Below are 26,619 nucleotides of genomic sequence, written 5' to 3'. Positions count from 1 at the left end.
ATCGGTTGAGCATTGCAACGGAAAAATTGTCAGGGAGAGCCGGATGAGCGGATACACCATCGCCCTCGATCAGGGCACGACGTCGAGCCGGGCCATCATCTTCGATGGCAAGCTCTCTCCCGTCGCCGTGGCGCAGCGCGAGTTTCCGCAGATCTATCCGCGCCCTGGCTGGGTGGAGCACGATCCGGAGGAGATCTGGGCCTCCTGCGTCGCGGTGATCTCCGAGGTGCTGGCCCGCGCCGGGTTGCATGCCGGTGACATCGCCGCGCTCGGCATCACCAACCAGCGCGAGACCGGGATCGTATGGAACCGGCGTACCGGGCGCGCCGTTCACAACGCCATCGTCTGGCAGGATCGCCGCACCGCCCCCGATTGCGCACGCCGCGTCGCCGCCGGGGAGGAACCCGCCCTGCGGGAAAAGACCGGGCTGTTGCTCGATTCGTATTTTACCGCGACGAAATACGCCTGGCTTCTGGAGAATGATCCCGGCATCCGGGCCGCCGCGCAGGCCGGCGAACTCGCCTTCGGAACGGTCGATACCTTCCTGATCTGGCGGCTGACCGGCGGGGAGGTCTTCGCCACCGATGCGACCAATGCCTCGCGCACGCTGCTCTACGATATCGCGCGCGGGGATTGGGACGAGGATTGCCTCGCCGCCTTCGGCATCGCCCGCGACTGGCTGCCGCAAGTGCGCGACAGCGCCGGCGATTTCGGCCGGGTGCGCGATGATCTGTTCGGGGGGGGCATCCCGATTCGCGGCGTGGCGGGCGATCAGCAGGCGGCGACGGTGGGCCAGGCCTGCTTCACGCCCGGTATGGCGAAGGTGACCTACGGGACCGGCGCCTTCGCGCTGGTCAATATCGGCACCACGCCGGCCCCCTCGCAGAACCGCCTGCTCACGACGGTGGCCTATCAGATCGCGGGCGTTCGCCATTACGCGCTGGAGGGCGCGATCTTCGTGGCGGGCGCGGCAGTGCAATGGCTGCGCGACGGGCTGGGCATCGTCGCCTCGGCGCAGGAAACGCAGACACTCGCCGAGCGCGCCGATCCCGATCAGGCGGTCTATCTGGTGCCGGCCTTCGTGGGGCTTGGCGCACCCTGGTGGGATTCGCAGGCGCGCGCCACGCTCTCGGGCATGACGCGCGGCACGGGACGTGCCGAGATCGCCCGCGCGGCGCTGGAGAGCGTCTCGCACCAGACCGCCGATCTGCTGGCAGCGATGACGGCGGATATCGCGGCGGCGAACATCCCCGATGCCGGCGGTGACGGGTCGGTCCTGCGCGTCGATGGTGGCATGGTGGCCAATGACTGGCTGCTGCAGAACCTCGCCGACATACTTGCAAGACCCGTTGATCGCCCCCGCGTCGCGGAGACGACGGCGCTGGGGGCGGCCTATCTCGCAGGACTGGCCGCCGATCTCTATCCGCAGCCGGCGGAATTCGCGCGCAGCTGGTCGCGCGAACGCCGTTTCACGCCGACAATGGCGGATGCCCGGCGCGCCGAAAAACGCGCCGGCTGGGAAGATGCGCTGCGGCGCACCCTCACTCCGCCGGCGCCGTGAGCGAAACCCGCTCCTCGCGCGCCCCACCGAGACCGAGCAGCACCAGAAGTGGCGTCAGCGCGATCACGCTCGCGACGAAACCGCCGATCCCGATCAGGGCGATGAAGACGTAATCGATCCCGGCGACGAGATGCGCGAAACCCGCATCCGTCATGGCGGGCGCCGCCGCCATCGCGACGATGCCGACGAGGATGCCCAGAATCGCCGCGATCCGCATCGGTGCGCCGCGCAGGGCGAGCCCGCGCATCAGCGCGATGGCGTAGAGCGCGAGCACGATCACCGCGAGCCCGATGCCGAGCCAGAGCAGGAAGCCCAGCGTTTCCTGTGCGATCACGAAGAGTGTGGCGGGATGAAAATCCTGCATGGTCGTTCCTCCCGGTTCACGCGTAGCCGCGCAGCATGGCGTGGTAGGTGGGCTTGAGTGCCTTTTCCTCGATCACCCAGGAGATCCAGCTCTCCGTCAGCGGGTCGATGAAGGGGAAGGACGGCGTGAGATTGTCGTCGTAATCGAACTCCACCAGCATCGCCGTGCCGACACGGGTCACCAGCGGGCAGGAGGTGTAGCCGTTATAGCGCGCGCTCATCTCGCGTCCCTCGATCACGTCGATCAGGTTGGCGACCGCGACCGGCGCCTGCCATTTCACGCTGGCGGCGGTCTTGCCCTTGGGCACGCCGTTGATGTCGCCGATGCCGAAGATGTTGGCGTAGCGGCGGTGCTGCATCGTGTACATGTCGACTTCAAGCCACGAATCGGCGGCATAGGGGCCGTCCTGCCAGCCCAGCGGACTGTCGACGACCGCATCCGGCGCGCGCATCGGCGGGATGAGATGGATGAAGTCGTAGTCAAATTCCGTGAGCCCGTCCGGCGTACGGTAGGTCACGCGTTTGCTGCCGGGATCGATGGCGTGGATGACATGCTCCCAGCGCGCCGCGATGCCCCGGTCGTCGAAGATCTGTTTCACCTTGTCATTCACGGGCGGCACTGCGAACAGGCCCTGATTATGGGCGTGATAATGCAGTTCCGCGCCGCTGCGGCGCCCGCGCGTGGTCAGCCTGTCTTCGGTCAGGAGCGCGAATTTGAGCGGCGCGCCGGCGCATTTCATTTCGCTCGCCGGGCGACCGAAATGCCCCTGGCCGCCATTCTCGATGAAGGCCTCCATCAACTCCCAGGAGGCCGCCGCCTCGGCGGGGCCGGCATAGATCGAGGCGATGCCGTGGCTGCCGATCAGGCTGCGTTCCATTCCCTCGACCGCCTCGTAATCGAGATGCAATCCGGTCGCCACGACAAGATAGTCATAGGCGATCTCCTGTCCCGTGCTGGTCACGACGCGGTCGCCGTCCGGATCGAATTCCGCGATATCGGCGCGCACCCAATCGACATTGCGCGGCAGAAAGCGCTCGGTCGAATCAATCACCTGGCCTTCATTCCACACACCTGAACCGACCAGCGTGTAGCCGGGCTGGAAATAGTGGCGTTCCTGACGATCGATGATGGTGATGCGGGCATTGGGCATGCGGCGGGAGAGCTGCGAGGCGGCGGTGAGGCCGCCGGCCCCGGCGCCGGCAATCACGACATGCGCCTGTGCCGCGCTCTGGGCATTGGCTTCGCGGGATGCGTTCAGCGCAAACCCGGAGGCGGCACCGGCTGCTGCGAGGCCCAACAACGCCTGACGGCGGGTCGGGGCGACGCTGCCGGATTCAGTCTGCTTCGAGGCATTGTGATCGGGACGGTCGTTACGCATCGGGTTTCCTCTCTCAACCGGCGCGGTTGTCTTATATTAGCTTATTCTTAAATTATTGAACAATTATACGAAAGGCACAACCCCTTTACCATCCGTTGAAACCGGTATTCTGCCGCGCCTGCATCTGTGCGGGACGCGCATCGATGCAAGGCGACACGGGGATCGCGCGGCCTTGCCGCGACCGATCCGCGCGCCCAATGTCGGGCCATGGCCCAGGAATGGAGGAAACCATGCTGATCGACATGCGCATCTATCGCTGCCAACCGGGGCGCCTGAAGGCGCATCTCGCCCTCTATGAAGAACGCGGCAAGGCGCCGCAGACGCGTCATCTGGGGGAGCCGCTGGCCTATCTCACGACCGAGACGGGTAACCCCAACGAATATGTGCATATGTGGATGTACCAGGACGCCGCTGACCGCGAGCGCCGGCGCGCCGCCATGCAGGCCGATCCCGACTGGCAGGCCTATCTCGCCGCGAGTGCGGAGCTCGGCGCGCTGGAGCACCAGGAAAACAAGCTGATGAAACCGGTCGATTTCTTCGCCGCGCCCGCGCGGGGCTGAGGGCGCCCCGCGCGCGGCACACGCTTTCGTCATCGCCGCGCGCGGGCTTTCATAACCCCCCGTTAACCCTGACAGGTCCTTAATCGCAACACGACGATCCGAACTTCGCAACCGCCCGAATCCGCTCATACTTTCGACAGAATCGGCGGCGAACGAAGGATCGGACCGGATGTGCCTGCGGGCCACGCCATGTCCGCGCGGCGCATCCGTCGTGAATGCCGTTCGAGCCCGGCGGGACGCGATTGCCCGCTGGCTGCTCCAGAGAGGACCGTTCGATGAACCCCGCCGATGCGATCGAGGCCGTGCCGCTGGCTTCCCATGATCTCTCGCTCTGGGGCCTGTTCTGGCAGGCCCATATCGTGGTGCAGCTGGTGATGGTCGGGCTCGCGGTCGCCTCGATCTACAGCTGGGCCATCATCATCGACAAGACCCTGACCTTCCGCCGCCTGAACCGGGCGATGGACCGGTTCGAGGAGGTGTTCTGGTCGGGCCAGTCGCTGGAAGAGCTGTATCGCTCGTTGCAGGACCGCCCGACGACGGGCATGGCCTCGGTCTTCGTCTCGGCCATGCATGAATGGCGCCGTTCCTTCGAAGGCGCGGCGCGGTCCTTCGCCAGCCTGCCCCAGCGCATCGACAAGGTCCTCGACGTGACCATCCAGCGCGAGGTGGACCGGCTGGACAACCGGCTGATCTTTCTGGCCTCGATCGGCTCCGCCGGCCCCTATCTCGGCCTGTTCGGTACGGTTTGGGGTGTGATGACCGCCTTCACGGCGATCGCGGGCTCCAACAATACCAGCCTGGCCGTGGTGGCGCCGGGCATTGCCGAGGCGCTGTTTGCCACCGCGATCGGGCTGTTCGCCGCAATTCCGGCAGTGATCGCCTACAACAAGCTGCAGAGCGAAGTTTCGCGGGCCCAGGCCCGGATGGAGGGCTTCGCCGACGAGTTCTCGGCGATCCTGGTACGCCAGGTCGACGAGCGCATGGCCCAGGCGGCGTGAGGTGTTGCGATGGTGATGTCTCACGGCGGGCCGGGCAATGTCGGTGGCGGCGCGCGCCGGCGCCGGCGCGGGCGCAAGCGCGCCATCAACGAGATCAACATGACGCCGTTCATCGACGTCATGCTGGTTCTGCTGATCGTCTTCATGGTCTCGGCCCCGCTGCTCTCGGCAGGGGTGCCCCTCGATCTGCCCGAGAGCCGGGCCGGCGCGCTGAATGTCGAGAGCCGACCGATCACGCTCTCGATCGATGCGCAGGGCCGCGTCTTCCTCGACGATGACGAAATTCCCGATGCGGATATCGTCTCGGCGATCGGTGAGCGGGTGAGCGCGGGTGCGCAGGATCGCGTCTATGTGCGCGGTGACCGGCGGGTCGATTACGGGCGGGTCGCGGAGGTGATGTCGATCGTCACGGATGGCGGCTACCGACGCGTGGCACTGGTGACATTGCCGCAATCGCAACAGTGAATGCAAGGGATGACGGCCTTGGCCTCGTGGTTTCGCGAACCGGGACTTCTGCTCAGCACGGTGGCGCATGTCACGCTGCTGACGGCGGGGCTCGTCTCGTTTTCGCAGATCGCGCCCCTGCCCGAGGCCGATGAGGGCATTCCCGTCGAATTCATCACCGAAAACCAGTTCTCGCAGATCAGCCAGGGCGAGACCGACGCCCCGGAAATCCTTGAGGAGCCGCGCCTGCGCGCCGATCGCGAAGCCGAGACCCGCGAGGTCAATCCCGTCGGCGACGATGCCCGCAACACGCCGGCCCCGCCGACACGCCCGCAAGACGCGCCCGTCGCACAGGACACGCCGCCCGAGCCGGAACCGGCTTCGGAGAACGTCTCTGAACCCGTTACCGAGCCAGAACCCGTTACCGAGCCAGAGCCCGTTACCGAGCTTGAGCCCGAGCCGCAAGCGGTGACCGAATCTGAGCCCGCACCGGAACCGGAGGCGGAGCCCGTCGCCGAGATCGCCGAAGCCCCGACACCGCTGCCGCCGGCGCGCACTGCCCGCGCCGAGGCGCAGCGTCAGGCCGCCGCCCGCGCCGAACAGGCGCGGCGTGAAGAATCGCGGCGCGAAGAAGCGCCCAGAGAAGAAACCCGAAGACGTGAGGTTGAGCGCCAGCAGAGTGCACCGCCCGAGGCAGAGATTGCCGAACGCTTCGATCCCGACGGCATCGCCGCGCTGCTGCGCTCCACCGAGGATCCGGCTGCGCGCGGCGCCACCGGCGAGCAGGTCTCGCAGACGGCGTCGCTCGGCACCGAAACCGGGCGCGCCGCGCAGCTCGCACCGAGCCAGAAGGATGCGCTGATCGGCATCATCCAGGCGCAGCTGCGCCGCTGCTGGGATGCGCCCCTGGCCGCGCAATCCCTGCCGCAGCCACCGGTGGCCACCCTGCGCATCGCGCTCAATGCCGATGGCTCGCTCGCGGACCGGCCACAGATCGTCAATGCGGAAGCGGACCGCCTCTTCCAGGCCGTGGCCGATTCCGCCTCACGGGCGACACAGCGCTGTGCTCCCCTGTCGATCCCCGCCGAATTCGCACCGTTCTATGAGGATTGGAAGACGATGGTCGTCAATTTCGATCCGCGAGACGCATGAGGAGCGTCGCTGATGCAACGCCTTGTCCCCTTCCCGACCCTGCGTGATGCGCGCTTCCTGATTGCCGCGATCGGACTGATCATGGCCGCGCTGGCCCTGCCGCGTCCTGCTGCGGCGGAACTCGTCATCGATGTGCGTGGCGGCCAGTTCGCACCGATGCCGATCGCCGTGATCGATTTCACCGGAGACGGCAATCTCGGGATGGAGATCACCCGGGTGATCTCCAGCAACCTGCAGCGATCGGGCTATTTCAGCCCGGCCGATCCGGATCGGTTTCCCGAGCGCGCGCCGGCCTTCGATGCGACCCCGCAATTCGATGCCTGGCGCGATACCGAGATCGAGGCCATCGTCACCGGGCGCGTCACCCGCGATTCCGGGGGCAGGCTGCGGGCGGAATTCCGGCTCTGGGACGTGACCACCGGGCGCCAGACGGTCGGCCAGCAATATTTCACCGAACCGGCCAACTGGCGGCGCATCGCCCATATCATCTCGGATGCGATCTACACTGAAATCACGGGTATTCCCGGTTTCTTCGATACGCGCATCGTCTTCGTCGATGAGACCGGCTCGCGCGACGACCGGCGCAAGCGCCTCGCCATCATGGACCAGGACGGGGCGAATGTGCGCTATCTCACGCCGGGAGACAACGCCGTGGTGACGCCGCGCTTCTCCCCGCGCAACCAGGAAATTGCCTTCATGGCCCAGGCGCGCGGCGAGCAGCCGCGGGTGCAGGTGCTCAATATCGAGACCGGCGCGCGCCAGGCGGTGGGCAATTTCCCCGACATGACCTCGAGCCCGCGTTTCTCGCCGGACGGGCGCTCCATCCTGATGGCATTGCAGCAGGGCGGGAACGCCAATCTCTATCAGATCGACCTGCATTCACGCACCACCACCCGCCTCACCTCCACCGGCGCCATCGACACCTCGCCGTCGTTTTCGCCCGATGGCGACCGGATCGTTTTCGAGAGCGATCGCGGCGGGCGCCAGCAGCTCTATGTAATGAACGCGGATGGTTCGGACGCGGAGCGGATTTCCTTCGGCGACGGCTCCTATTCGCAGCCGGTCTGGTCGCCGCGCGGGGATCTGATCGCCTTCACCCGGATGTCGGGCGGGCAGTTCTCGATCGGCGTGATGCGGCCCGACGGATCCGGCGAGCGCATCCTGACGGAGGGCTATCACAATGAAAGCCCGGCCTGGGCGCCGAACGGACAATATCTCGTCTTTTTCCGCGAGCCCCGGGGCGAGGGGGGTGGACAGCTCTTCATGGTTGACGTGACGGGTCGGGTCGAGACGCCGATCCCGACACCGAATTTCGCTTCCGATCCGACCTGGTCGCCCTCGCTCAGTGGTCCCTGAGCGCACGGCCTGCGCGGGTCGCAAGCCACACGCAAGGCTTCTGCCTCACTGTCACGGCACGACCGCGATGGCCATCAGGCGCATCGCGGGCTGCCTGTGAGGGAAGACCATGCTCTCGACACCGCTCGCCTTCAATCTCGTCGCGCGTGATCTGCCACGCTCACTGGAGCGCACCGCGCAGGAGCCGATGGCGGCGCGCGACATCGCCTATTACGAAGAGAATATCAGCAAGATCCGCTCGATCGACGATTTCATGAGCGACGAGCGGATCTACCGTTTCGCGCTCAAGGCGCACGGACTCGAAGACATGGCCTATGCCAAGGCTTTTATTCGCAAGGCGCTGGAGGAGGGTACCGACGAGCGCGATTCCTTCGCCAACCGCCTCGCCGACAAGCGTTATCGCGATCTCGTGGAGACCTTCAACTTCAAGCGCTACGATAGCGCGACGACGAGTTTCTCGCGCGCGCAATCGGGCACGATCGAGAAATTCGTGCGCCAGACGCTGGAGGAAACCCAGGGCGCGCAGAACGAAGGCGTAAGGCTGGCCCTGTATTTCGAGCGCAAGGCGCCGGGCATCGAGAACGTCTACGAGATCCTGGCCGATCCGGCCTTGCTCAAGGTCGTGCAGACGGCGCTCGGCCTCTCGCCGCAGACCGGCGGGGCGAGTGTCGAGCAGCAGGCGGCGTTCATCGAGGGCCGGCTCGATATCGCGGATTTCAAGGATCCCGACGCGCTGTCCAGGTTCCTCACGCGCTTCACCTCGCTCTATGAACTCGACAACCCGACCGCCCCGGCGAGCGCGCCCAACATCCTGATCGGCGGGCCGACACCGCAGGGGATCGGGATCAATCTCCTGACCAGCATTCAATCCATCAAGCGCGGAGGCTTCTGAGGCCATGCAGAGCCCGATCTATGTCGCCGTTTCCGGCCAGGTCGCCCTCGAGCGACGCATGGAGACCATCGCCCGCAACGTCGCCAACATGTCGACGGTGGGCTATCGCGCCGATGAGGTGACCTTTGAATCGATCTTCTCGGCGGCGGGCCGCGAACGCGTCGCCTTCGCCAGTGTCGGGGAAACCCATATATCGCGCCAGGCCGGCAGCCTCGATCAGACCGGCAACCCCCTCGACATCGCCGTGAATGGCGATGCCTTCTTCGCCATCGAGACCGGTAACGGCCCGGCCTATACCCGCGACGGGCGCTTGCAGATCGACGAATTCGGCGAATTGCGCACGGTGGCGGGCCATCTCGTGCTCGATGCCGGGCTCGCGCCGATCCAGCTCGATCCCAATGGCGGACCACCGGCGATCTCGCGCGACGGCATGATCACGCAAAACGGGGCGCAGATGGGTGCGATCGGGCTCTTCGCCATCGATTCTGACGCCGATCTCACGCGGTTTTCCAATTCCGCTCTGATCCCGAGCATCCCCCCAGAGCCGGTGCTCGATTTCGTCGATAACGGCGTGGTGCAGGGCTATACCGAGAGCGCCAATGTCAACCCGATGCTGGAACTGACCAGGCTGATCGCGGTCAGCCGCGCCTTCGAGAGCGCATCCACGGCGGTCGAGCAGAACGACCGCACCCTGCAGGATGCAATCCGCACCCTCGGGGATACGCGATGAGTGAGGCGCCCGCCGTCATCGGTGCTGCAAGCGGCGCGGCTTCGCCTGATCGCGTGGTGCTCGCGCGCAGCGATCACAGCCTGCGCCTCGTGAATGCCCTCAACCACGCCCGCCAGGCGCTGAACGCCGAGCCGGTGCAGGATTTCACCGCAACACTCTCCGACAGGCTCGACGAGAGCGGGCAGAAAACCGCGGACGTGGACGCAGCGACCGATCCCGCCACGGCGGACAAGCCGCGTCTCGATTTTCTGCGCACCAGCATCCTGCGTGGCCATGTCTCGCAGCCGGGCGGCTTCAATCCCGATCCGAACGCGCTGCCGCCTCTGCCCGATCTGCCGCGCGAACGCGACGCCGCGCAGGGCCCTGCGCCCGATGTCGCGCGGGCGGACGAGATCGCCGCGCTCAGCGCGATGCTCGATGCCGATCGTGTGGGGAGATCACTGCCATCCGTCGAGGGGCTGGCCCGGGCCGACGCGAATCAGCTGCCGGCTGACGTGCTCGAAGATCTGCATCAGCGCCACCTCGCTCGCGAGGCGCAGACCGCTACCGCAAACGGCTGGCCTGCGCCTCCATGAAGCTTAAGACAGAACTCCCCTCTCCGGGGTGGAGAGGGGTTGGGGGTGAGGAGGTATCAGAATTGAGCGAAACCGGGATGAAGCAGGCGACGGAAATCAACGGCGACGATTCTTCTGCGCCGCCCCTCACCCCCGGCTCCTCTCCACGGCGGGAGAGGGGAGATCGCGCGGAATCGGCGCCCGATGCCCTCGACGGGCTGGGCGACGCCATGGCCCGCGCCACGCAGGATCTGCCTCTTGTGCGTATCGGGGGGCGGGTCAGCGCGGTGACGCCGGCTTTCTACCGCGTCGGGGGGCTCTCCCCCTTCCTCAAACTGGGGGAGCGCGTCGTCCTTCCCGCAAATGGGGATGCCCGGCCCCAGATCGGCGAGGTGGTGCGCATTGATGCGGGCGGGGCCACGGTCAAGCCTTTCGAGGGCGCGATCGACGCCCGGCTCGGTGCCGAGGTGCATCGCATGGAGGCGGTCTCGCTGCATCCGCATGCGGGCTGGCGCGGGCGCGTCCTTGATGCGCTGGGCAAGCCCATTGACGATGGCGGCGCCCTTCCCCTGGGTGAGCGGCGCGTCTTCCCCTTCGCCGAACCGCCGCCGGCCATGCATCGCGCCCGCGTCGGCGCGCATATCCGCACGGGCGTGCGCATGGTCGATCTGTTCACGCCGCTCTGTGCCGGGCAGCGCATCGGCATCTTCGCCGGCTCGGGCGTCGGCAAATCCACCATGCTCTCGATGCTCGCCGGCGCGGAAGGTTTCGACACGGTGGTGATCGCGCTGGTTGGCGAGCGCGGGCGGGAAGTCCGCGAGTTCCTCGAGGAAACGCTGGGCGAGGCCCGCTCCAAGGCCGTGATGGTGGTTTCGACCGGGGACGAGAGCCCGATGATGCGCCGCCTCGCCCCCAATACCGCCATGGCCATCGCCGAGTATTTCCGCGATCGCGGCGAGAAGGTGCTGATGATCGTCGATTCGGTCACGCGCTACGCCCATGCCGCCCGCGACGTGGCGCTGGCGGCCGGCGAACCCGCCGTCTCGCGCGGCTTTCCCCCGAGCGTGTTCAGCGACCTGCCGCGCCTGCTGGAGCGCGCCGGTCCCGGATGCGAGGGCGCCGGCACGATCACCGGGCTGTTCTCGGTGCTCGTCGACGGCGACGACCACAACGATCCCGTGGCCGACAACATCCGGGGCACGCTGGACGGCCATATCGTGCTCGATCGCACCATTGCCGATCGTGGACGTTTTCCCGCCATGGATCCGCTCGGCTCGATCTCGCGGCTGGCGCGCAAGGTCTGGAGTGCGGAGGAGCAGGGCGTGGTGCGCCGCTTCCTCGCCCTCGTCGCCCGTTTCGAGGAAACGCGCGATCTGCGCCTGATGGGCGGCTACCAGCCCGGTCACGATGCCGATCTCGACCAGGCCGTGACCATCGTGCCGCGCCTCTACGACGCCCTGCGCCAGGACCCGTCCTCACCGCGCAGCCGCGACCCGTTCCGCGAGATCGCCGGGATGCTGCAAAACGGTTGAGTGGCCGTTTGGGACGGGATCCCGCGTGATGGTGCCCGCTGGTGTCGTGGGGCGGATGCCGAGACGCGCCCATCCCCCTCAGGCAAAGCGCGCGTTGATCGGATCGCCTCCATCCCGGAAGATCAGCAAAAAACACAGATGCTGAGCCGGGAGGATCGGAACAATGAGCAAGGACGACATCACGGTGGTGACGGGCGGGGCGAGCGGTATCGGCGCGGCATGCTGCCAGCTTCTCGCGGCGCACGGGGGCAAGGTCGTCGTTCTCGACCGCGACGGCGAGGCGGCCAAGGATCTCGCCGAGGAGATCGGCGGGTATGGCTGCGTCGGCGATGTCGCGGTGCAGGCCTCGCTCGAGGAAGCGGTGTCGCGCATCGAGACGGAATTCGGCGCGGTGACGGGGCTCGTCAACAGCGCCGGTATCCTGCAGCGACCGGTATCGCCCGAAGAATTGTTCATGGAAAGCTATGACGACGTCGTCGCGGTCAACCAGCGCGGCACCTATCTCGCCAGCGCGATCTTTGCGCGGGCCATGATCGGGCGCGGGGGCGGCGCGATCGTCAATATCGCTTCGGTGGCGGGAATGCGCTCGATGCCGCTGCATTCCTACTCGCCGACGAAAGCCGCCGTGATTGCGATGACGGCCTGCCTCGCCGCCGAATGGGGGCCGTCGGGCATCCGCGTCAACGCGGTCTCCCCCGGCTTCACCCTGACCCCGGCCCTGCAGGCCGAAGTCGATGCCGGGAGGCGGGATCTTTCCCTCGCGGAGGCGCAGGCGGCATTGGGGCGTCTGGTGCGGCCCGATGAAATCGCGCAGGCGGTCGCGTTCCTGCTCTCGCGGGAAGCCTCGGCGATTACCGGGGCGAACCTGCCCGTCGATTGCGGCTGGCTCGCGGGCACGTCCTGGACGACGCATGGCGGCGTGCGCCGGGCTTGAGGCTCTGTCGACCGGATCACATGGAATGAAGGGGAGGTTCGCGTGAGCGATCAAGAGACGGAATTCGACGCGCTGATCATCGGGGCGGGTTTCGCCGGGCTCTACCAGCTGCATCTGCTGCGGGACCGGCTGGGCCTGTCGGTGCGCGTGCTCGAGGCGCAGCCGGGGATCGGCGGGACCTGGCAGGCGAACCGCTATCCCGGGGCGCGCTGCGATTCGGAAAGCCATTCCTATTGCTATTTCTTCTCGCCGGAGATCTACCGCGAATGGGAATGGAGCGAGCGCTATCCCGGGCAGGCGGAGATCCTGCGCTATCTCCAATTCGTAGCTGAGCGCCTCGACCTGATGCGCGATATCAGCGTGGGCGTGAAGGTCACCGGCGCGCGTTTCGACGATGCGGGCAATCGCTGGATCGTCGAGACGGATCGCGGCGAGAGCCTCACCTGCACCTGGCTGATCACCGCCGTGGGCTGCCTGTCGAGCGCCAACATTCCCGACATTCCCGGCCTGAACGGCTTCGAGGGCGAATGGTACCATACCGGGCAATGGCCGCACGAGGGCGTGGATCTCGTCGGCAAGCGTGTCGGTCAGATCGGCACCGGTTCGACCGGTATTCAGGCAGCCCCGGTCATTGCCGGGGAGGCGGGGCATCTGACCGTGTTCCAGCGCACGGCGAATTACTCCGTCCCCGCCCGCAACGCGCCCCTCGATGAGGCGCGCAAGCGCTATTTCAAGGAGAATTTCGAGGAAATCCGCGGCATCGTGCAGCGCACGCCCAACGGCCATCCCTTCGAGATCGCCAAGCGCAAGGTCTTCGATGTCGATGAGGAAGCGCGCCTCGCGCTCTACGAGGAAGCCTGGGAGACGGGCGGCTTGCGCTTTCGCGCGGTGTTTCAGGATCTGCTCGCGAGCGAAGAGGCCAACGCCACTGCGGCGGAGTTCATCAAGCGCAAGATCCGGCAGATCGTGCATGATCCGCGCAAGGCACGGATATTGTCCGATATCGACCATCCCTATGCCGCCAAGCGCCCGCCGGTCGATACGCAGTATTTCGAGACCTTCAACCGCGATAATGTCGATCTTGTCGACCTGCGGGCTGAACCGATCAAGCGGATCACCGAAAACGGAATCCGGACGGAGGAGGCTGAATATCCCCTCGACGTGATCGTCTTCGCCACCGGCTTTGACGCGATGACCGGGCCGCTCCTGCGGCTCGGCCTGACCGGGCGCGACGGATTGAGCCTCGAAGAGGCGTGGGCGGCGGGGCCAGTGACGTATCTGGGCCTGCAGATCCCGGGCTTTCCCAATCTCTTCACGGTGACCGGCCCGGGCAGTCCCTCCGTGCTGGTGAACCTGCCGGTCGCGATCGAGCAACATGTGGAATGGATCACCGAGTGCATCGCGTTCATGCGCGAGCGTGGCGTGACGCGGATCGAACCGCGCATGGAGGCGGCAACGGCCTGGGGCGCGCATGTGGAAAACGCGGCGGGGCGCACATTGCTGCCGCAGGTGCCCCATTCCTGGTATCTGGGGGCGAACGTGCCCGGCAAGCCGCGCGTCTTCATGCCCTATACCGGCGGCATGGGACGCTACCGCGCCATCTGCGAGGACATCGCCGCGCGCGGTTATCCCGGCTTCACCCTCGACGAGACGACGCAACCCCCGCCGGTCGCGGCTGATTTCGACGCGCCGGTTTATACGCCGGGTGTGTGAGAATTGCCGTCCCGCCGCAGCGGCCCGCAGGGCGGCTCGGTAAAGAGGTGCCGGATCCGCCCGGCCGGCGCCGATTTCCGGCAAGCGAAACCCCACTGGCCATGCGACGGCGCCAATCGTACTTTGCTGACGAGGCGGGCGGGCACATGATGGCGTCAGGTTGTCCGGCGCGCCGCATCTTGCGCGAAACGGCGCTGAGGGGATTGGTCATCCGTCTGGGGCAAGCATATGAGAATGAATGAAGGGTCTCTGATTGCACTCACTGGAGCAACGGGTTTCATCGGACGCCATCTGATGGAGGATCTGTCCCGTCGCGGTTACCGGCTGCGTGTGCTGTTGCGCCGGCCCGTTCCGGAATTCACCACGGGTGAACAAGTATTGATCGGCGATCTCGCCTCGCCGATCAATCTCACCGAGGCCATGCGTGGTGTCGATTACGTGATCCATTCTGCCGGTATCGCCCATGCCATGTCGGGACGCCCGGAGGACGATTACCGGCTGATCAATCGCGATGCGACGCGGGCACTTGCGATTGCCGCCCGGCATGCCGGAGTGCGTCGTTTCGTTTTCCTCTCGTCGGTACGGGCGCAATGTGGGCCGGTATCGAATCACAGTGTCGGTGATGACGAGGCACCGGAGCCGACCGATCCCTATGGGCGATCCAAGCTTGAGGCCGAAAAAGTTCTCAGTGATATCGGTATTCCTTTTGCCGCCTTGCGCCCGACCCTCGTCTACGGGCCGAACCTCAAGGGCAATCTCGCGGCTTTACTCGCCCTCGCGCGCAAACCCTGGCCCTTGCCATTCGGCGCATTTCATACAAAGCGTTCAATGGTCGGGCTGGAGACGCTCGCCGGAGCGGTCGCCCATGTGCTGACGCTGGACGATCCTTTGAATCGTGCTTTCCTCGTGGCCGATCCCGAGCCGGTCTCTCTGGCGCAGATCATCACGTTCTATCGCAGGGGGCTTGGACGCGGCCCCGGGTTGATCCCGGTGCCGCCAGTCGTCGTCGGCACGGCATTGCGGTTTGCCGGGCGACAGGAGATGGCAGAGCGTCTGACGGGATCACTCGTCCTGGCACCGACCGGTCTCGCCGCGACCGGGTGGCAGCCGGCCCAGACGACGCGGGACGGGTTGGAGAGGTTGGGGCGGCACGACTTGACGTATTCCTGATCTCTGGAAAAACGCATACGCTTTGCCGTGTGGGACGGCGCATGTCGCGGGCAATCCGGCGGGCCGGTCGCGAGCCGTGCAGAAATGCCAGTTCGCCGGGAACGGCGATGGCGTCTTCTTCCATCGAAGATTGTCCGGCATTGATGCCCTGGCGCCAGGACCATGAAGTGCATGTCGTCGGCGACGCCCGATGCCGGCATATCCGCAAGGCGTTTTTCAGTGAGCGCGCTTTCGCCGAAACAGGGCGTAGCCGGTGAGGAGGGCGATCAGGGCAGAGGTCATGAAACCGACCGAATCTGCCAGAACGGCAGAGATGGTGCCGAGATTATCGTAGAAAACGAAACCAAGCCCGACATAAATGGTGACCCAGACGGCTTCGCCGAGGGCTGACATGATGGTGAAGGTTGGCCAGCGCATCTGCGCGGCGCCAGTCAGAAGGTTGACATAGGGCCCCAGCGGAGAAAACAACCAACGACTGAGAAAGACCGCCGGAGCGCCGCGTCTGTCGATCGTGCCTTGTGCCTGATCAAGAAATTTCGCTCGCGACGGGTTTGCTCGCAGCCAGCCGATCAGCGCGATGCTGGCAGTGCGGCCGATCCCGAACCCCGCCTGATCACCCGCGATCGCCCCGAAGAAAGCTGCCATGACAACGGGGGCGAGTTGCAGATCTCCGGAAGCGACGAAGGCGCCTGCAGCCAGCATCATCATGGATGTCGGTACGGGAACGGCAAGGCAGGAGAGAAACGTCGCAAATGCGAGGGCCGGCGCGCCCCAGTCGCTGACGAGAGCGAAGAAGAGCTCAGTCATCACCGTCGACCGCTTCTTCCCGCGCATCCGCTATTGCGTTTTCAATGCGTGCGATCAGGGTTTCAACCGATTCACCGCGCTCCTCCGCGATATGCGCGAGACTCTTGCGGGAAAGCGCACCGGGTTCATGCTGGATTGCTTCTGCGAGCCTGTCACGCGGAACGTCCCACGATTGCGCGATGTATCCGATCGGCATCCAGCCTTCGATCGGTCGATCCTGATTTCCCGACCAGTAAATCGTCGAGACGACAAGGCGGATCGCAAAAAAACCGGTCAGGACCAGCGCGAGAACAAAGCCGGCAAGCAGCCAGGGATGTCGGGAACGGTGGCCCTTCATGGCCGATTGCTTTCCAGTGGCATAGGTCGTCCCGAATCGCCCGTTTTCCGATAGCCTAATTCAATGCCGGCAATCGGAAAGCCGCTTTTGCGCACCAGCCCCAGCCTTTTTCCAGGCGGTTTGCGGGAGATGCGCCGTGGCTGGGTTGCAACGACCCGGATCCGGGGTCAGGTGACGGACGGACGGACAGTCGGTCACGCATGCACTGCGACAGTCTGTTCGATTTCGGCCGCGAGGCCGGGGTCGATGCCGAGCGCGGCCGCGAGTTCGGTCAGATAGCGCCGCTCGGTGGGCGTATCCGGATCCATGGCCAGAAGCGAGGCGGCATAGAGTTCCGCGCCGACTTCGGGCCGATCCGCATAATGGCGCACGCGGTTGATGTCCTGGGGTGCTGCGAGTTCATCCATGACGAAGGCCTTGGCCTCGGCATCCAGCCCGAGATTGTCGAGATGGCCGAAAATGCGGGTCTGCTCTTCGGCATCGATATGCCCGTCGGCCTTCGCGCCCTGGATCATGGCGACGAGGACGCCGCGGGCGAGATTGTCCTCTCCGCCCGGCGCCTGCGCCGGGGAGAACGGGCTGTCGGCGGGCGGCGTCAGCAAGGCCGGGCCAGAGTGGGCCTGTGCCGGCGCTGCCTGCGCCGGTGCAGGCTGGCCTCCCCCGCTCCGACGTTGCCAGGCGGTATAAGCCAATGCACCGACAGCAGCGAGCCCGCCAAGGGTGAGCGCCGTGCCTGCCGTGCGACCGACCATCTTGCGTGCTTTCTTGTTGCCCATGAGCATGCCGACGACACCGCCAGCCAGGGCGCCCGTGGCGAGTTTGCCCATGCCCGTGCCACCGCTTGTCGCCCCGCCCGCCGGCCCGGTCGGAGCCTGTCCCTGGCCCTGGCCTTGCTGACCGAACTGACCCATGACCTGCGACAGATCGCCGGTCTGGGCGGAATTGAGGACTTGATCCAGGAGCCGGCGTGCGTCGAACATGGTTTTTTCCCTGATGCGAGGACGTATTGAGCTGAATGATACATGGGGACCCGATGCCGCGCTTCAAGCCGTCACGGCATCGGATGAGGAAGGGGCTCACGCGGCGACGGAACGGGGCGTGTCATTCTCCCAGACGAGCCCCGGGCGATAGCGCCCCGCGACACGCCCGCCCTCCAGGGTGAACAGGTGGAGCCAGCCGTTGTCGAACAGGGCGCGCACCTCATCATGGCGTGCCAGGATCGCGCTGATCGCCTCCTGCGGCGCCTCGATATAGATCGACAGCCGCAGCGGTTCGTGGGCGAGGTTGACGCCATCGTGAACCGCCTGCCAGGGCAGGCCCGGGCGCATCATCCCGCCATTGCCCTGCACGACGCCGATGCCGCCGACGACGTTGTGGATCAGCTTGTTGCCGCCGCCGAACAGCTCCGGCGCCACGCTCGACCCGTAATATTGCAGGCTGATCCAGCTCGCCACGACGACGGGAGCCGTGAGGATCAGCTCCAGCGTCTTGAATTGTGCATCCGTGCGCCAGTCATAGCTGTGCAGGAAGCTGCGCCCCTGAAGGTCGGTTCCGGTCGTCGCCGCACGCGGCGCCGCGATGAAGGCGGCACACCCGGCCAGCCCCCATTCGGGGCGCACCTCCGCCCAGTTGAAGGCACGTTGCGCAATGCGCGCGGCATCAGCCCCCGGCAGACGCGCGGCCCGTTCCGTGCGGGCCAGATCGCCCGCCCGCGCGAGCCAGCTGCGCGCCTGCTCCAGATCGGCGGAATGTGCCGGCGCGGGTTCGTCCTCGTAGAGCGTGACCGTATCGGTCGTGGTGTCGTGCAGACCCGCCACGAAGACGGTATCCTCCGGCAAATCGATGCCGTGCCCGGGCAGGCCGGCACGGGTTTCGGGGTCGTTGAGCAGGCTCGCGAGAAGGCGTGCGGATACTTCGCCGGTCTGTCCGCCACAGGCGCCGCAATGATAGGCGCTCTCATGCGGGTTGTTGGTGACATGCGCGCCATGGCCAACGAGCAGGACGAGGCGGGCATGGCCTTCGGTCATGCTCATCGCCTGGAGAACTGCTGCGCCGGTGGCGGCCTTGGCCTCTGCCGTCAGCGGCTCCTCGAAGCGCGGCGGCGGATTGGTCGAGTCCGCGGATGCCGCCGTGGTACCATGATTGCCGCCGTGATCGAGCGCCAGGGTATCCTTGACGAGCTTCCAGCCATAGATCGGTCCCGCGGCCTCGATGAAGGCGAAGGAAGACACCGCCGCCTGCCGGAAGCGTCCCCAGGCGCGCCGCGCCCGCGCCCGGATCCGGACATCCTGTTCGGTGTGGGCGTCGCTGTGGCTGCAGGCCTCGAGAGCCGGGGTCAACAGCACCGGCAGATGCGCCTCGCGCCTGTCGGTACCGTGGCCGCAATGTGATACGGGCAGGCCGAAGAACCCGGCAAAGCCGATCGTCGCGATGTCGGTATCGAGGCTTTCCAGCGCGCGCCGGAAGACTTCCGAGCGCACGTCGATGCAGAAGGCGGCCTGGATTGCGGGCCGGCCCTCACGGGGCTGGGCGCCTGGCAGCATGGCTTCGATCCGCCGCTGACGGGCCCGCTCGGCGGCCTCCTGGAGGATGGCGTCGATCACCTGATCGCGCGTGGGCGCGACGGGTTGCTCATGTGCGGCGCGCGTCTCTTCCCAGGCTGAGGCGAGCTGGGGATATTGCGCAAGCAGCGCTTCTTCCCAGATCAGCCGGATCGCCAGCAATTCCGCGATCGTCGCATCCGTCTCCCCGGCGAGTTCCGCTTCCCAGAGCAGCCAGCGCGCATGCTGGGCCCATCCACCCAGATCGACCAGCAGCCGGTGGAAAATCGTCTGCGCATTGGCCTCGGTGATGCCCAGCCGCTCGGCTGCGCGCAGGATCACCCGGTCGGCGGTGTCCGGCGCATCGATGGCATGGCTGCAAAAACCCGTGAGGCCCGCAATCTCGGGGGTCAGGTCATGGCGCGCCCAGTCCCGCCAGGCGTCGAGCGCGGCGCGCCCCGGAGCCGGGGACCAGAGCGCCTGCCCGCGATCGAAATGGCCGGCAGCCCAGAGGCCGAAGCTGCGCTTGATCAGTTCCGGCCAGTCCGTGCCGCTTGCACCGGCAGCCAGCTCGGCAAGGGTGGGCAGCGCCCCGGGAGCCGGGCTCTGTGACAGCAGCGCCTGTTCCAGTTCCGCGAGATCAGCCGGCTTCGAGGTCGACGAGCAGGCCGCGAGCGCTCCCGCGAGGTCCTCGCGCGTGATCGCTCCGGATTCGATCTCGCCGCGATAGGTAGCGCGCTCACGAACGAGGCGCACGCCTGCGACCCGCGCCAGCCGGGCCGAGGCTGTGGCCAGATCCTCACGGGTCTGGCCGAGGAAGGGATTCACGGCAACCGTCGCATCAAGGGGAAATGCCGGCGGGATGGCGCGAGCGGCACCCTCCACGGCAGTGAGCAACGCGCCGGCGTTCATGTCGTCAGGATGATGATCTTGGATGAGCATGGTGTTATCTGCCTGCAATCGAGGAAATCAACGGGATTTCGGGGTTGTGAAACCGCCGATCATGCGATCGAGGACGGCGTTGAGATAAAGGCCGTTCGCCAGATGCACGCGCAGTCCCGCCGCTGCGGGATGGTGGGCCCAGAGCGGAAACAGCGCTTGGGCCACGGCGATCAGACCGAAGGAGAACAGCATCAGCACGATCAGCCCCCATTCCAGCGGACCCGGCGCCGGCGCGGCGGGCAGGTGCGCTCCCCAGACCAGATCGGCCACGAGATGAAATCCGAAATAGGCGAGCGTGGCGGCGAAAGACGCCATCACCGTGCGTCGCGTGAGCTCACGCGGCGCGGTATCGGCCATGCCCTGCGCCACCAGATAGGCGACACCGAAGATCAGGATGGCGCCGAGCGACAGGGCCTGCGCTGATTTCGCACCGAAGACGAAGCCGAACAAGGTCGCCACCAGCGCATAGAGCACGAGCGCGAGCGAGAAGGCCCGCAGGACTGCGCCGAGGCCCGGCACCGCGACGGGTCCCGGGCGCCGGATTTCGGCCACGGCCTTCACGGCACCGCCGGAAGCGAGGAAGGCATGCGCCTTGTAGAGCGAGTGGGCGACGATGTGCAAAAGCGCCAGAGTCCACAGACCCAGCCCGCATTGCAGAAGCATGAAGCCCATCTGCGCGATGGTCGACCAGGCCAGCGCCGTCTTGATCGCGCTCTGCGTCAGCATCACTGCAGCCGCGAAAAGCGCGGTGAACCCGCCGAGCATCAGCAGGGCCGCCATGGCCGCCGTGCTGGTCTGGATCAGATCGGCCATGCGGATCAAGAGGAAGCCGCCGGCATTGATGATGCCCGCATGCAGCAGGGCGGAGACGGGAGTGGGCGCCTCCATGACCTCCGTCAGCCAGCCATGCAGCGGGAAGGCCGCTGTCTTGAGAGCGGCGGTGAGCACCAGAAGCGCGATGGCTGCATGCATCGCGAAGCCCGCGCCACCCTCCGCCTGCGCCGCGATCGACGCGATGTCGCTCGTGCCGAATGCGATCCAGAGCAGGATCGAGGCGAGCGCCAGCGCGATATCGCCGCCGGCCCAGACCAGCGTGAATTTCGCGGCTGCCCGCTGTGCTTCAGGACGGTCGGGATAGAACAGCAGCAGCTGGCGCAAGCCGAAGCCGATCGCCACGAATGCCAGAACCAGCGTGACGAGACTGCCCGCCTGAACGAGCAGAAGCACGCTGGCCAGGGTGACGGCCATCCAGCCGTGAAAGGCGCCTTCGCGCTGCTCGCCATCCAGATAGGTGCGCGCGTAACGCACGACGATCCAGCCGATGAAGGCCACGAGGATCGTCATGGTCACACTCAGCGCATCAAGGCGGAACGCGATCATCAACGCATCACCGCCAAGCGCGAAGCTCTGCGGGCCCGCGAAAACAAGCTGGATGCCACCCGCGACCGCCGCCACCAGGGCCGCGATCGCGACACGTTCGGTCAGGAGCGGCAGGCCGCCGGGTCGGCGACCCGGGTAAAATGCAGCGTAACCCGCAATCAGAAGAATGAATATGGGAGCAAGCATGCTCAAAGATGGCGATGAACTCATGGACGAGGCTCCGGTGCGTTGTAAGGCCGCTCCGGAATAACGCGTAGCTGACTTTCAGAAAAATACATATTATGATCATAAACATTCTATAAAATAGAACGATGTCGCTTTTGAACCTGCACCATCTGCGCCTCTTCCGGGCCGTCGCGACCGAGGGCACGCTCACCGGAGCCGCCACACGGCTCAACCTGTCGCAATCAGCGCTCTCGACCCAGATCAGGGCTCTGGAGGCCGCGCTCGGACATGATCTGTTCGAGCGCCGGGGGCGGGGACTGGTTCTGACGGAAGCCGGTCGGATTGCCCTCGACCACGCGGAAGCGATCTTTCGGACCGCTGAGGATCTGACGGCGACGCTGCGGGAGACCGGCTTCGCGCGCCGCGCCCTGCGCATCGGTGCGCTCGCGACGCTGTCACGCAATTTCCAGATGGCCTTCGTGCGCCCGCTCGTGGGCAGAGCCGATGTCGAGGTCATCCTGCGCTCGGGCTCCCAGGCGGAATTGTTGAACGCGCTTGATGCGCTCGCCCTCGATATCGTGCTGACCAATCTCGCCCCGGCGCGCGACAGCGCCAGCCCCTGGCTGATTCACCGGCTTGCCGAACAGCCGGTCAGTCTGATCGGGACGCCATCGCGATGCGGCTCGGATCGGCCTTCGCTGGCGACGTTGCTCGGGCGCGAACCCGTGATCCTCCCGGTTCCCGACACCGCCTTGCGCGCCGCCTTCGATGCGATGACGGCCCGGCTGGGCATCACGCCGATGGTGGCGGCGGAAGCCGATGACATGGCCATGCTGCGTCTGCTCGCCCGCGAGGATGCGGGCCTCGCCGTGATCCCGCCCATCGTCGTGCGCGACGAGCTCGAGGCGGGGATCCTGGTCGAGGCAGCGCGACTCGACAACATCCGCGAGACATTCTTCGCCATCACCCGGGAGCGGCGTTTTCCCAATCCGCTGGTCGCGGAATTGCTGGCGAAAGGCGCGCAGCACGACGTACCCGTATAGCCGATACGGGCGCGGCGTGGCGCGTCAATGCGCCAGAACCAGCATCTGGAACGCCATCATCGCGGCAAAGGCCAGAGTCACCACCGTCGCTGCCGAGCTGCTATCGGTCTTTTCCTGCGCCTCCGGAAACAGCTCGGAGAAAACCATCCAGATCATGGCGCCTGCCGCCAGGCCGAGCCCGAGGGGGAGGAAGGGCCGGAAGATCTCGACGAAGAGATAGGATGGCGCCGCCATCAGCGGCTGGGGCAGGCTCGTGAAGATCGCCCAGAGGGCCGCTTTCCAGACCGGCGTGCCGCGCGGTACCAGCACCAGCGCAATGGCGAGACCTTCCGGGACGTTGTGGAAGGCAATGGCCGTGGTGATGAAGACACCGAGCCCCTCGGTGCCGGCAAAGGAAACGCCGACGCCGACACCTTCCGCAAAGGAATGCGCCGTCATGATACCAAGGATCAGCAATGCCTTGGTCGCATTGGCGCCGTGGAGTTCGGCCACATCCACCTCGCCGGAACGCGACAGCAGCCGGTTGGCGAGAACAATCGCCACGAGGCCGATCAACACCCCTGCCAGCGTGAGGATGACATCGAGGGCGACGCCTTCCGCGATCAGGCTGTGGCTCGCAGCCAGCATCAGGCCGGCGGCAGCGGCATTCGCCCAGCCGACGGTCCTCTCGCTGAGCTTCTTCACGAAAAGAAACGGAAGCGCACCGACGCCTGTCATGATCGCCGTGACGAAGGCCGCGGCAATCACGATCAACAGCGATATTTCCATGAATGACTCCGCAGAATACGGTCAATGGCGGGACGACGGCTATCTGCGCGACAGCCGACGGCGTGACCGTTCACATGGGAGCGGCGTTCCGGCTTGTAAAGCCCGCAAACTCGTCCGGTCTCGTACGGAGTCGGCGCGAGGGCGCCGCCGATCAGCGGTTCATGGCGCGGCTGAGAATGATCACCGGCAGGATGCCGACGGCGACGATCAGCAGGGCGGAGGTCGCGGCTTCCTCAAGCCGCCCGTCGGAAGCCAGCCGGAAGGTGCGGATGGCCAGCGTGTCGAAATTGAAGGGCCGCACGATCAGCGTCGCCGGCAATTCCTTCATCACGTCGGCGAAGACGAAGATGGCTGCGGTGAGCAGGCCCGGGCGCAGCAGGGGCAGATGCACCCGCCACAGGACCCGCACGGATCCCGCCCCGAGATTGCGCGCGGCCTCGTCCATGCTGCGCGGCACCCGCGTGAAACTCGCCTGTACGGTCTTCAGGGCCACGGCGAGATAGCGCACGGTATAGGCGAACATCAGGGCCGCGATCGATCCCGTCAGCAACAGCCCGGTCGAGATACCAAAGCGCGCGCGCATGAAGGCGTCGAGCGCATTGTCGAAGGTCGCCAGCGGAATCAGCACGCCGATCGCAATCACCGCACCCGGGATCGCATAGCCGAAGCTCGCCGCCTGCATGGCGGAATCGATCACGGGGCCACCCTGCAGGCGCTGCGCGTAGCTGAGGAAAACGGCGATGCAGACCAGAAGGATCGCCGCGCCGCCGGCCATGACGAGGCTGTTCTGGGCAAAGGCGAAGAAGCGCGCACCCCAGAGCGGATCGCCCGCGATCAGCGACAGCCGTAACAGTTCTGCGGCGGGAAAGACGAACCCCAGGACGACCGGCAGGCTGCAGGCGACCATGGCGAGAATCGCGTAACCCGGCTTCAGCCGCACGCGCCCCATCATCCGCGCCCGCCCGCCGGCATTGCTGGCGAAACGTCTGTCGCCACGTACCATCCGCTCGACGAGGAAGGCCACGGCCACGAAGCAGACGAGCAGGGCCGCGAGCTGGGCCGCCGCGACCGGCGCACCGCGCGCAAACCATGTCCGGAAGATGCCCGTGGTCAGCGTCTGGACGCCCAGATGCAGCACCGTGCCGTAATCAGCGAGCGTCTCCATCGCGACGAAAGCGGCGCCGGCGGCGATTGCTGGCCAGGCCAGTGGCAGCGCCACACGCCGGAAGGCGGCAACGCGGCCCTGGCCGAGGGAGCGGGCCGTCTCCATGAGATGCAGTGACTGGCCGAGAAAGGCCGCTCGCGACAGCAGATAGACGTAGGGGTAGAGAACGAGGGCGAGCAGGATCATTGCGCCGGGCAGCGAGGCGATCTGCGGAAACCAGTAATCCGCGCGCCCCCAGCCGAACACGCTGCGCAACCCGCTCTGGATCGGCCCCCAATAGCTCAGCCGGTCGAAATAGACATAGGCGATGACATAGCCCGGCATCGCCAGCGGCAGCATCAGCGCCCATTCGAGCACCCTCCGCCCGGGAAACTCGTAGGCGGCGATCAGCCATCCCGTGGTCACCCCGATCATGATCGCCAGCAGGGTCACGCCGGTGACGAGAATCAGGCTGTTTTGCACGTAGAGCGGCAGGACCGTGTCGAAGAGATGCGCCCAGACGCCTTCGGACGGTACGAAGACGCGGCTCGCGACCGTCGCCACGGGCAGGAGAATCACGGCGATGACGATGAAAGCGAGCACCGTCCAGATCGAGGGAAGCGGCCCGCGCCATCGTTTTTGAAGCGCGTTTTGCGATCCAGGACCGTTCTGCGATTCAGGACCGTGTTCCGACCCCTGTTCCAATGCCGTCCTCTGCCTCATGCCCGTGTCCCGCATGCCGAGCCCGGACTGATAGGACTGTCGTGCCTGCGTGTCCATGCGTCCTGTCGCCTTCATGAGAGCGTATCACCATGCAGATGCTTCCGGGTCATGGATTCCGGGTGCCGAAGCAGGGATCGGCATTCTGCGAAGCGGGTCGTGTGCGTCGGCGCGGTCGCGCTCGGCGCGCGACGGAATCCGGTGCCTGTCGCGCCCGTTCACCGGAACGCATGCGGGCGCAAGACGCCCCGCCCCGGCGGGAAGCCTTGCGCCCAATCACGCATGGTGATGCCCGGCGCTGCGGGGCCGGGCATCGCAGATCCTCACGGAACCCCGGCGCGATCCCACACGGCCACCGCATCGGATGCGTTCAAGCCATAGACCGTGGCATTGACGCCGCTCGACTCGAAGTCGGTATGCTCGGACATCGGGCCGGTCGGTTCGACGCCCTCGACCACCGGATATTCGTTGTTGCCGTCGGCGAGGATGATCTGCGCCTCGTCGGAGACCAGATACTCCAGGAACGCAACCGCGTTCTCGGCATTCGGGGCCGTGGTCAGCACACCCGCACCCGACACGTTGATATGCGTGCCGCGGTTGTCCTGGTTGGGGAAGATGAAGGCCGTGGCGTCAGCGACGGCGTTGTCTTCCGGATTCGCCGAGGCCTTCAGGCGACCCCAGTAATAGGTATTGGCGATGGCCAGGTCGCACTCGCCCGCCGCGACGGCGCGGATCTGGTCCGTATCACCACCCTGCGGTGCCCGCGCCAGATTGTTGCCGACGCCGCGCGCCCATTCCTCGGCAGCCTCCTCGCCGAGAACCTCGACGAGCTCGGCCATCAGCGAGACATTATAGATGTTCGAGGATGTGCGCATGCAGATCATGCCTTCATAGGCGGGATCGGCCAGGTCCTCGTAATCCGCGATACCCTCGGGCAGACCCTTCTCGGCATTGTAGAAGATCACCCGCGCGCGTGTCGTCAGACCGTACCAGAGATTGTCCGGATGGCGCAGGGCTTCCGGAACGCGCTCGGTGAGAACATCGCTCTCGACCGGCTGGAACACCCCGGCTTCGACGGCGCGGTGCAGGCGCCCGCCATCCACGGTCAACAGAATATCTGCCGGGCTGTTGGCGCCCTCGGCCTGGATGCGCGCCAGCAACTCGTCGCCGGAACCCTCGATCAGGTTGATCTCGATGCCGGTCGCTTCCGTGAAGCCATCATAAAGCTGCAGATCGGTGTCGTAATGGCGCGCCGAATAGAGATTCAGCTCGTCGGCGAATGCCGGAAAGGCCATCGTGATGGCCAGTACAGAGGCAGCAGAAAGCCGCAACATGTGTTCACTCCCTTGACTCGAAGGTTCAAAATCAGCGGTATTCAATTCAAGACGACACGGTTTGAGCGAGCGCCTTTGAACGAATGCGACGCGTGACGGGT

24 protein-coding genes are annotated in these 26,619 nt (G+C 66.1%); 14 read left to right on the top strand and 10 right to left on the bottom strand.

The window, feature by feature from the left end; translation table 11 throughout:
* The first annotated feature begins 43 nt into the window (after positions 1-43).
* Entirely contained in the window at positions 44-1,561 is a 1,518-nt protein-coding gene (gene glpK / locus GA0071312_RS18705) for a glycerol kinase GlpK (protein ID WP_074446530.1), read from the top strand.
* Here the strand turns inward: glpK and GA0071312_RS18700 are convergent.
* Positions 1,542-1,925, bottom strand: coding sequence for a DUF5368 family protein (locus GA0071312_RS18700; protein ID WP_074446529.1), 384 nt, complete (start codon positions 1,923-1,925; stop codon positions 1,542-1,544). The two genes, glpK and GA0071312_RS18700, sit on opposite strands and share 20 nt — an antisense overlap.
* Before the next feature lie 16 nt (positions 1,926-1,941).
* Entirely contained in the window at positions 1,942-3,303 is a 1,362-nt protein-coding gene (locus tag GA0071312_RS18695) for an NAD(P)/FAD-dependent oxidoreductase (RefSeq protein WP_074446528.1), read from the bottom strand.
* Positions 3,304-3,533: 230 nt separating this feature from the next.
* On the opposite strand from GA0071312_RS18695, the gene GA0071312_RS18690 reads away from it, so the two are divergent.
* The 12 genes from GA0071312_RS18690 to GA0071312_RS18635 all read left to right on the top strand — a co-directional run bounded on the left by GA0071312_RS18690 (position 3,534) and on the right by GA0071312_RS18635 (position 15,338).
* Entirely contained in the window at positions 3,534-3,863 is a 330-nt protein-coding gene (locus GA0071312_RS18690) for an NIPSNAP family protein (RefSeq protein ID WP_074446611.1), read from the top strand.
* A 275-nt stretch (positions 3,864-4,138) separates the two neighbouring features.
* Positions 4,139-4,861, top strand: a complete 723-nt coding sequence (gene tolQ / locus GA0071312_RS18685) for a protein TolQ (RefSeq protein WP_074446527.1) — start codon at positions 4,139-4,141, stop codon at positions 4,859-4,861.
* A 9-nt stretch (positions 4,862-4,870) separates the two neighbouring features.
* The gene (locus GA0071312_RS18680) at positions 4,871-5,326 is read left to right on the top strand and encodes an ExbD/TolR family protein (RefSeq protein ID WP_074446526.1); all 456 of its coding nucleotides are present in this window, start codon (positions 4,871-4,873) and stop codon (positions 5,324-5,326) included.
* A gap of 9 nt (positions 5,327-5,335) precedes the next feature.
* Complete coding sequence (locus tag GA0071312_RS18675) at positions 5,336-6,457, top strand: hypothetical protein (protein ID WP_131817870.1); 1,122 nt, start codon at positions 5,336-5,338, stop codon at positions 6,455-6,457.
* A 12-nt stretch (positions 6,458-6,469) separates the two neighbouring features.
* Positions 6,470-7,813, top strand: a complete 1,344-nt coding sequence (gene tolB, locus GA0071312_RS18670) for a Tol-Pal system beta propeller repeat protein TolB (RefSeq protein WP_074446524.1) — start codon at positions 6,470-6,472, stop codon at positions 7,811-7,813.
* Positions 7,814-7,922: 109 nt separating this feature from the next.
* A complete protein-coding gene (locus GA0071312_RS18665; RefSeq protein ID WP_074446523.1) occupies positions 7,923-8,705 on the top strand; it encodes a DUF1217 domain-containing protein in 783 nt (260 codons plus the stop codon).
* 4 nt (positions 8,706-8,709) lie between these two features.
* On the top strand, positions 8,710-9,435 hold the full coding sequence (flgF, locus tag GA0071312_RS18660) for a flagellar basal-body rod protein FlgF (protein WP_074446522.1): 726 nt from the start codon (positions 8,710-8,712) through the stop codon (positions 9,433-9,435).
* A complete protein-coding gene (locus GA0071312_RS18655; protein WP_074446521.1) occupies positions 9,432-10,010 on the top strand; it encodes a hypothetical protein in 579 nt (192 codons plus the stop codon). Before flgF ends, GA0071312_RS18655 begins: the two co-directional genes overlap by 4 nt.
* 209 nt (positions 10,011-10,219) lie before the next feature.
* Entirely contained in the window at positions 10,220-11,521 is a 1,302-nt protein-coding gene (gene fliI, locus GA0071312_RS18650; protein ID WP_074446610.1) for a flagellar protein export ATPase FliI, read from the top strand.
* Between the two features lie 163 nt (positions 11,522-11,684).
* Positions 11,685-12,455, top strand: coding sequence for an SDR family NAD(P)-dependent oxidoreductase (locus tag GA0071312_RS18645; RefSeq protein ID WP_074446520.1), 771 nt, complete (start codon positions 11,685-11,687; stop codon positions 12,453-12,455).
* Between the two features lie 42 nt (positions 12,456-12,497).
* Positions 12,498-14,168 carry a flavin-containing monooxygenase gene (locus GA0071312_RS18640; RefSeq protein WP_074446519.1) on the top strand — a complete coding sequence of 557 codons (1,671 nt, stop codon included), beginning with the start codon at positions 12,498-12,500 and terminating at the stop codon, positions 14,166-14,168.
* 234 nt (positions 14,169-14,402) lie between these two features.
* The gene (locus GA0071312_RS18635) at positions 14,403-15,338 is read left to right on the top strand and encodes an NAD-dependent epimerase/dehydratase family protein (protein WP_074446518.1); all 936 of its coding nucleotides are present in this window, start codon (positions 14,403-14,405) and stop codon (positions 15,336-15,338) included.
* 216 nt (positions 15,339-15,554) lie between these two features.
* On the opposite strand, the gene GA0071312_RS18630 is transcribed toward GA0071312_RS18635, so the two are convergent.
* From GA0071312_RS18630 to GA0071312_RS18610, 5 genes are all read right to left on the bottom strand, one after another.
* Complete coding sequence (locus GA0071312_RS18630; RefSeq protein WP_165604078.1) at positions 15,555-16,046, bottom strand: DedA family protein; 492 nt, start codon at positions 16,044-16,046, stop codon at positions 15,555-15,557.
* 91 nt (positions 16,047-16,137) lie between these two features.
* Positions 16,138-16,482, bottom strand: coding sequence for a hypothetical protein (locus GA0071312_RS18625; protein WP_074446516.1), 345 nt, complete (start codon positions 16,480-16,482; stop codon positions 16,138-16,140).
* A gap of 194 nt (positions 16,483-16,676) precedes the next feature.
* Entirely contained in the window at positions 16,677-17,462 is a 786-nt protein-coding gene (locus tag GA0071312_RS18620; RefSeq protein ID WP_074446515.1) for a tellurite resistance TerB family protein, read from the bottom strand.
* 96 nt (positions 17,463-17,558) lie between these two features.
* Positions 17,559-19,964 carry a YbcC family protein gene (locus GA0071312_RS18615; protein ID WP_074446514.1) on the bottom strand — a complete coding sequence of 802 codons (2,406 nt, stop codon included), beginning with the start codon at positions 19,962-19,964 and terminating at the stop codon, positions 17,559-17,561.
* A gap of 27 nt (positions 19,965-19,991) precedes the next feature.
* The gene (locus GA0071312_RS18610; protein WP_238947339.1) at positions 19,992-21,530 is read right to left on the bottom strand and encodes a proton-conducting transporter transmembrane domain-containing protein; all 1,539 of its coding nucleotides are present in this window, start codon (positions 21,528-21,530) and stop codon (positions 19,992-19,994) included.
* 125 nt (positions 21,531-21,655) lie between these two features.
* On the opposite strand from GA0071312_RS18610, the gene GA0071312_RS18605 reads away from it, so the two are divergent.
* Positions 21,656-22,552 (top strand): LysR family transcriptional regulator, encoded by an 897-nt coding sequence (locus tag GA0071312_RS18605; RefSeq protein WP_074446512.1) that lies wholly within the window; start codon positions 21,656-21,658, stop codon positions 22,550-22,552.
* A 24-nt stretch (positions 22,553-22,576) separates the two neighbouring features.
* Here GA0071312_RS18605 and GA0071312_RS18600 read toward each other — a convergent pair whose 3' ends face one another.
* The 3 genes from GA0071312_RS18600 to GA0071312_RS18590 all read right to left on the bottom strand — a co-directional run bounded on the left by GA0071312_RS18600 (position 22,577) and on the right by GA0071312_RS18590 (position 26,518).
* Positions 22,577-23,320 carry a ZIP family metal transporter gene (locus GA0071312_RS18600; RefSeq protein WP_074446511.1) on the bottom strand — a complete coding sequence of 248 codons (744 nt, stop codon included), beginning with the start codon at positions 23,318-23,320 and terminating at the stop codon, positions 22,577-22,579.
* 151 nt (positions 23,321-23,471) lie between these two features.
* Positions 23,472-25,067 (bottom strand): ABC transporter permease, encoded by a 1,596-nt coding sequence (locus GA0071312_RS18595; RefSeq protein WP_238947338.1) that lies wholly within the window; start codon positions 25,065-25,067, stop codon positions 23,472-23,474.
* A gap of 440 nt (positions 25,068-25,507) precedes the next feature.
* Positions 25,508-26,518: a Fe(3+) ABC transporter substrate-binding protein gene (locus GA0071312_RS18590; protein WP_074446510.1), complete on the bottom strand. Its 1,011-nt coding sequence runs from the start codon at positions 26,516-26,518 to the stop codon at positions 25,508-25,510.
* Positions 26,519-26,619 lie beyond the last annotated feature (101 nt).

This window comes from Saliniramus fredricksonii (genome assembly GCF_900094735.1).
GTDB lineage: Bacteria > Pseudomonadota > Alphaproteobacteria > Rhizobiales > Beijerinckiaceae > Saliniramus > Saliniramus fredricksonii.
This window is presented reverse-complemented; position numbering and strand designations above follow the sequence as displayed.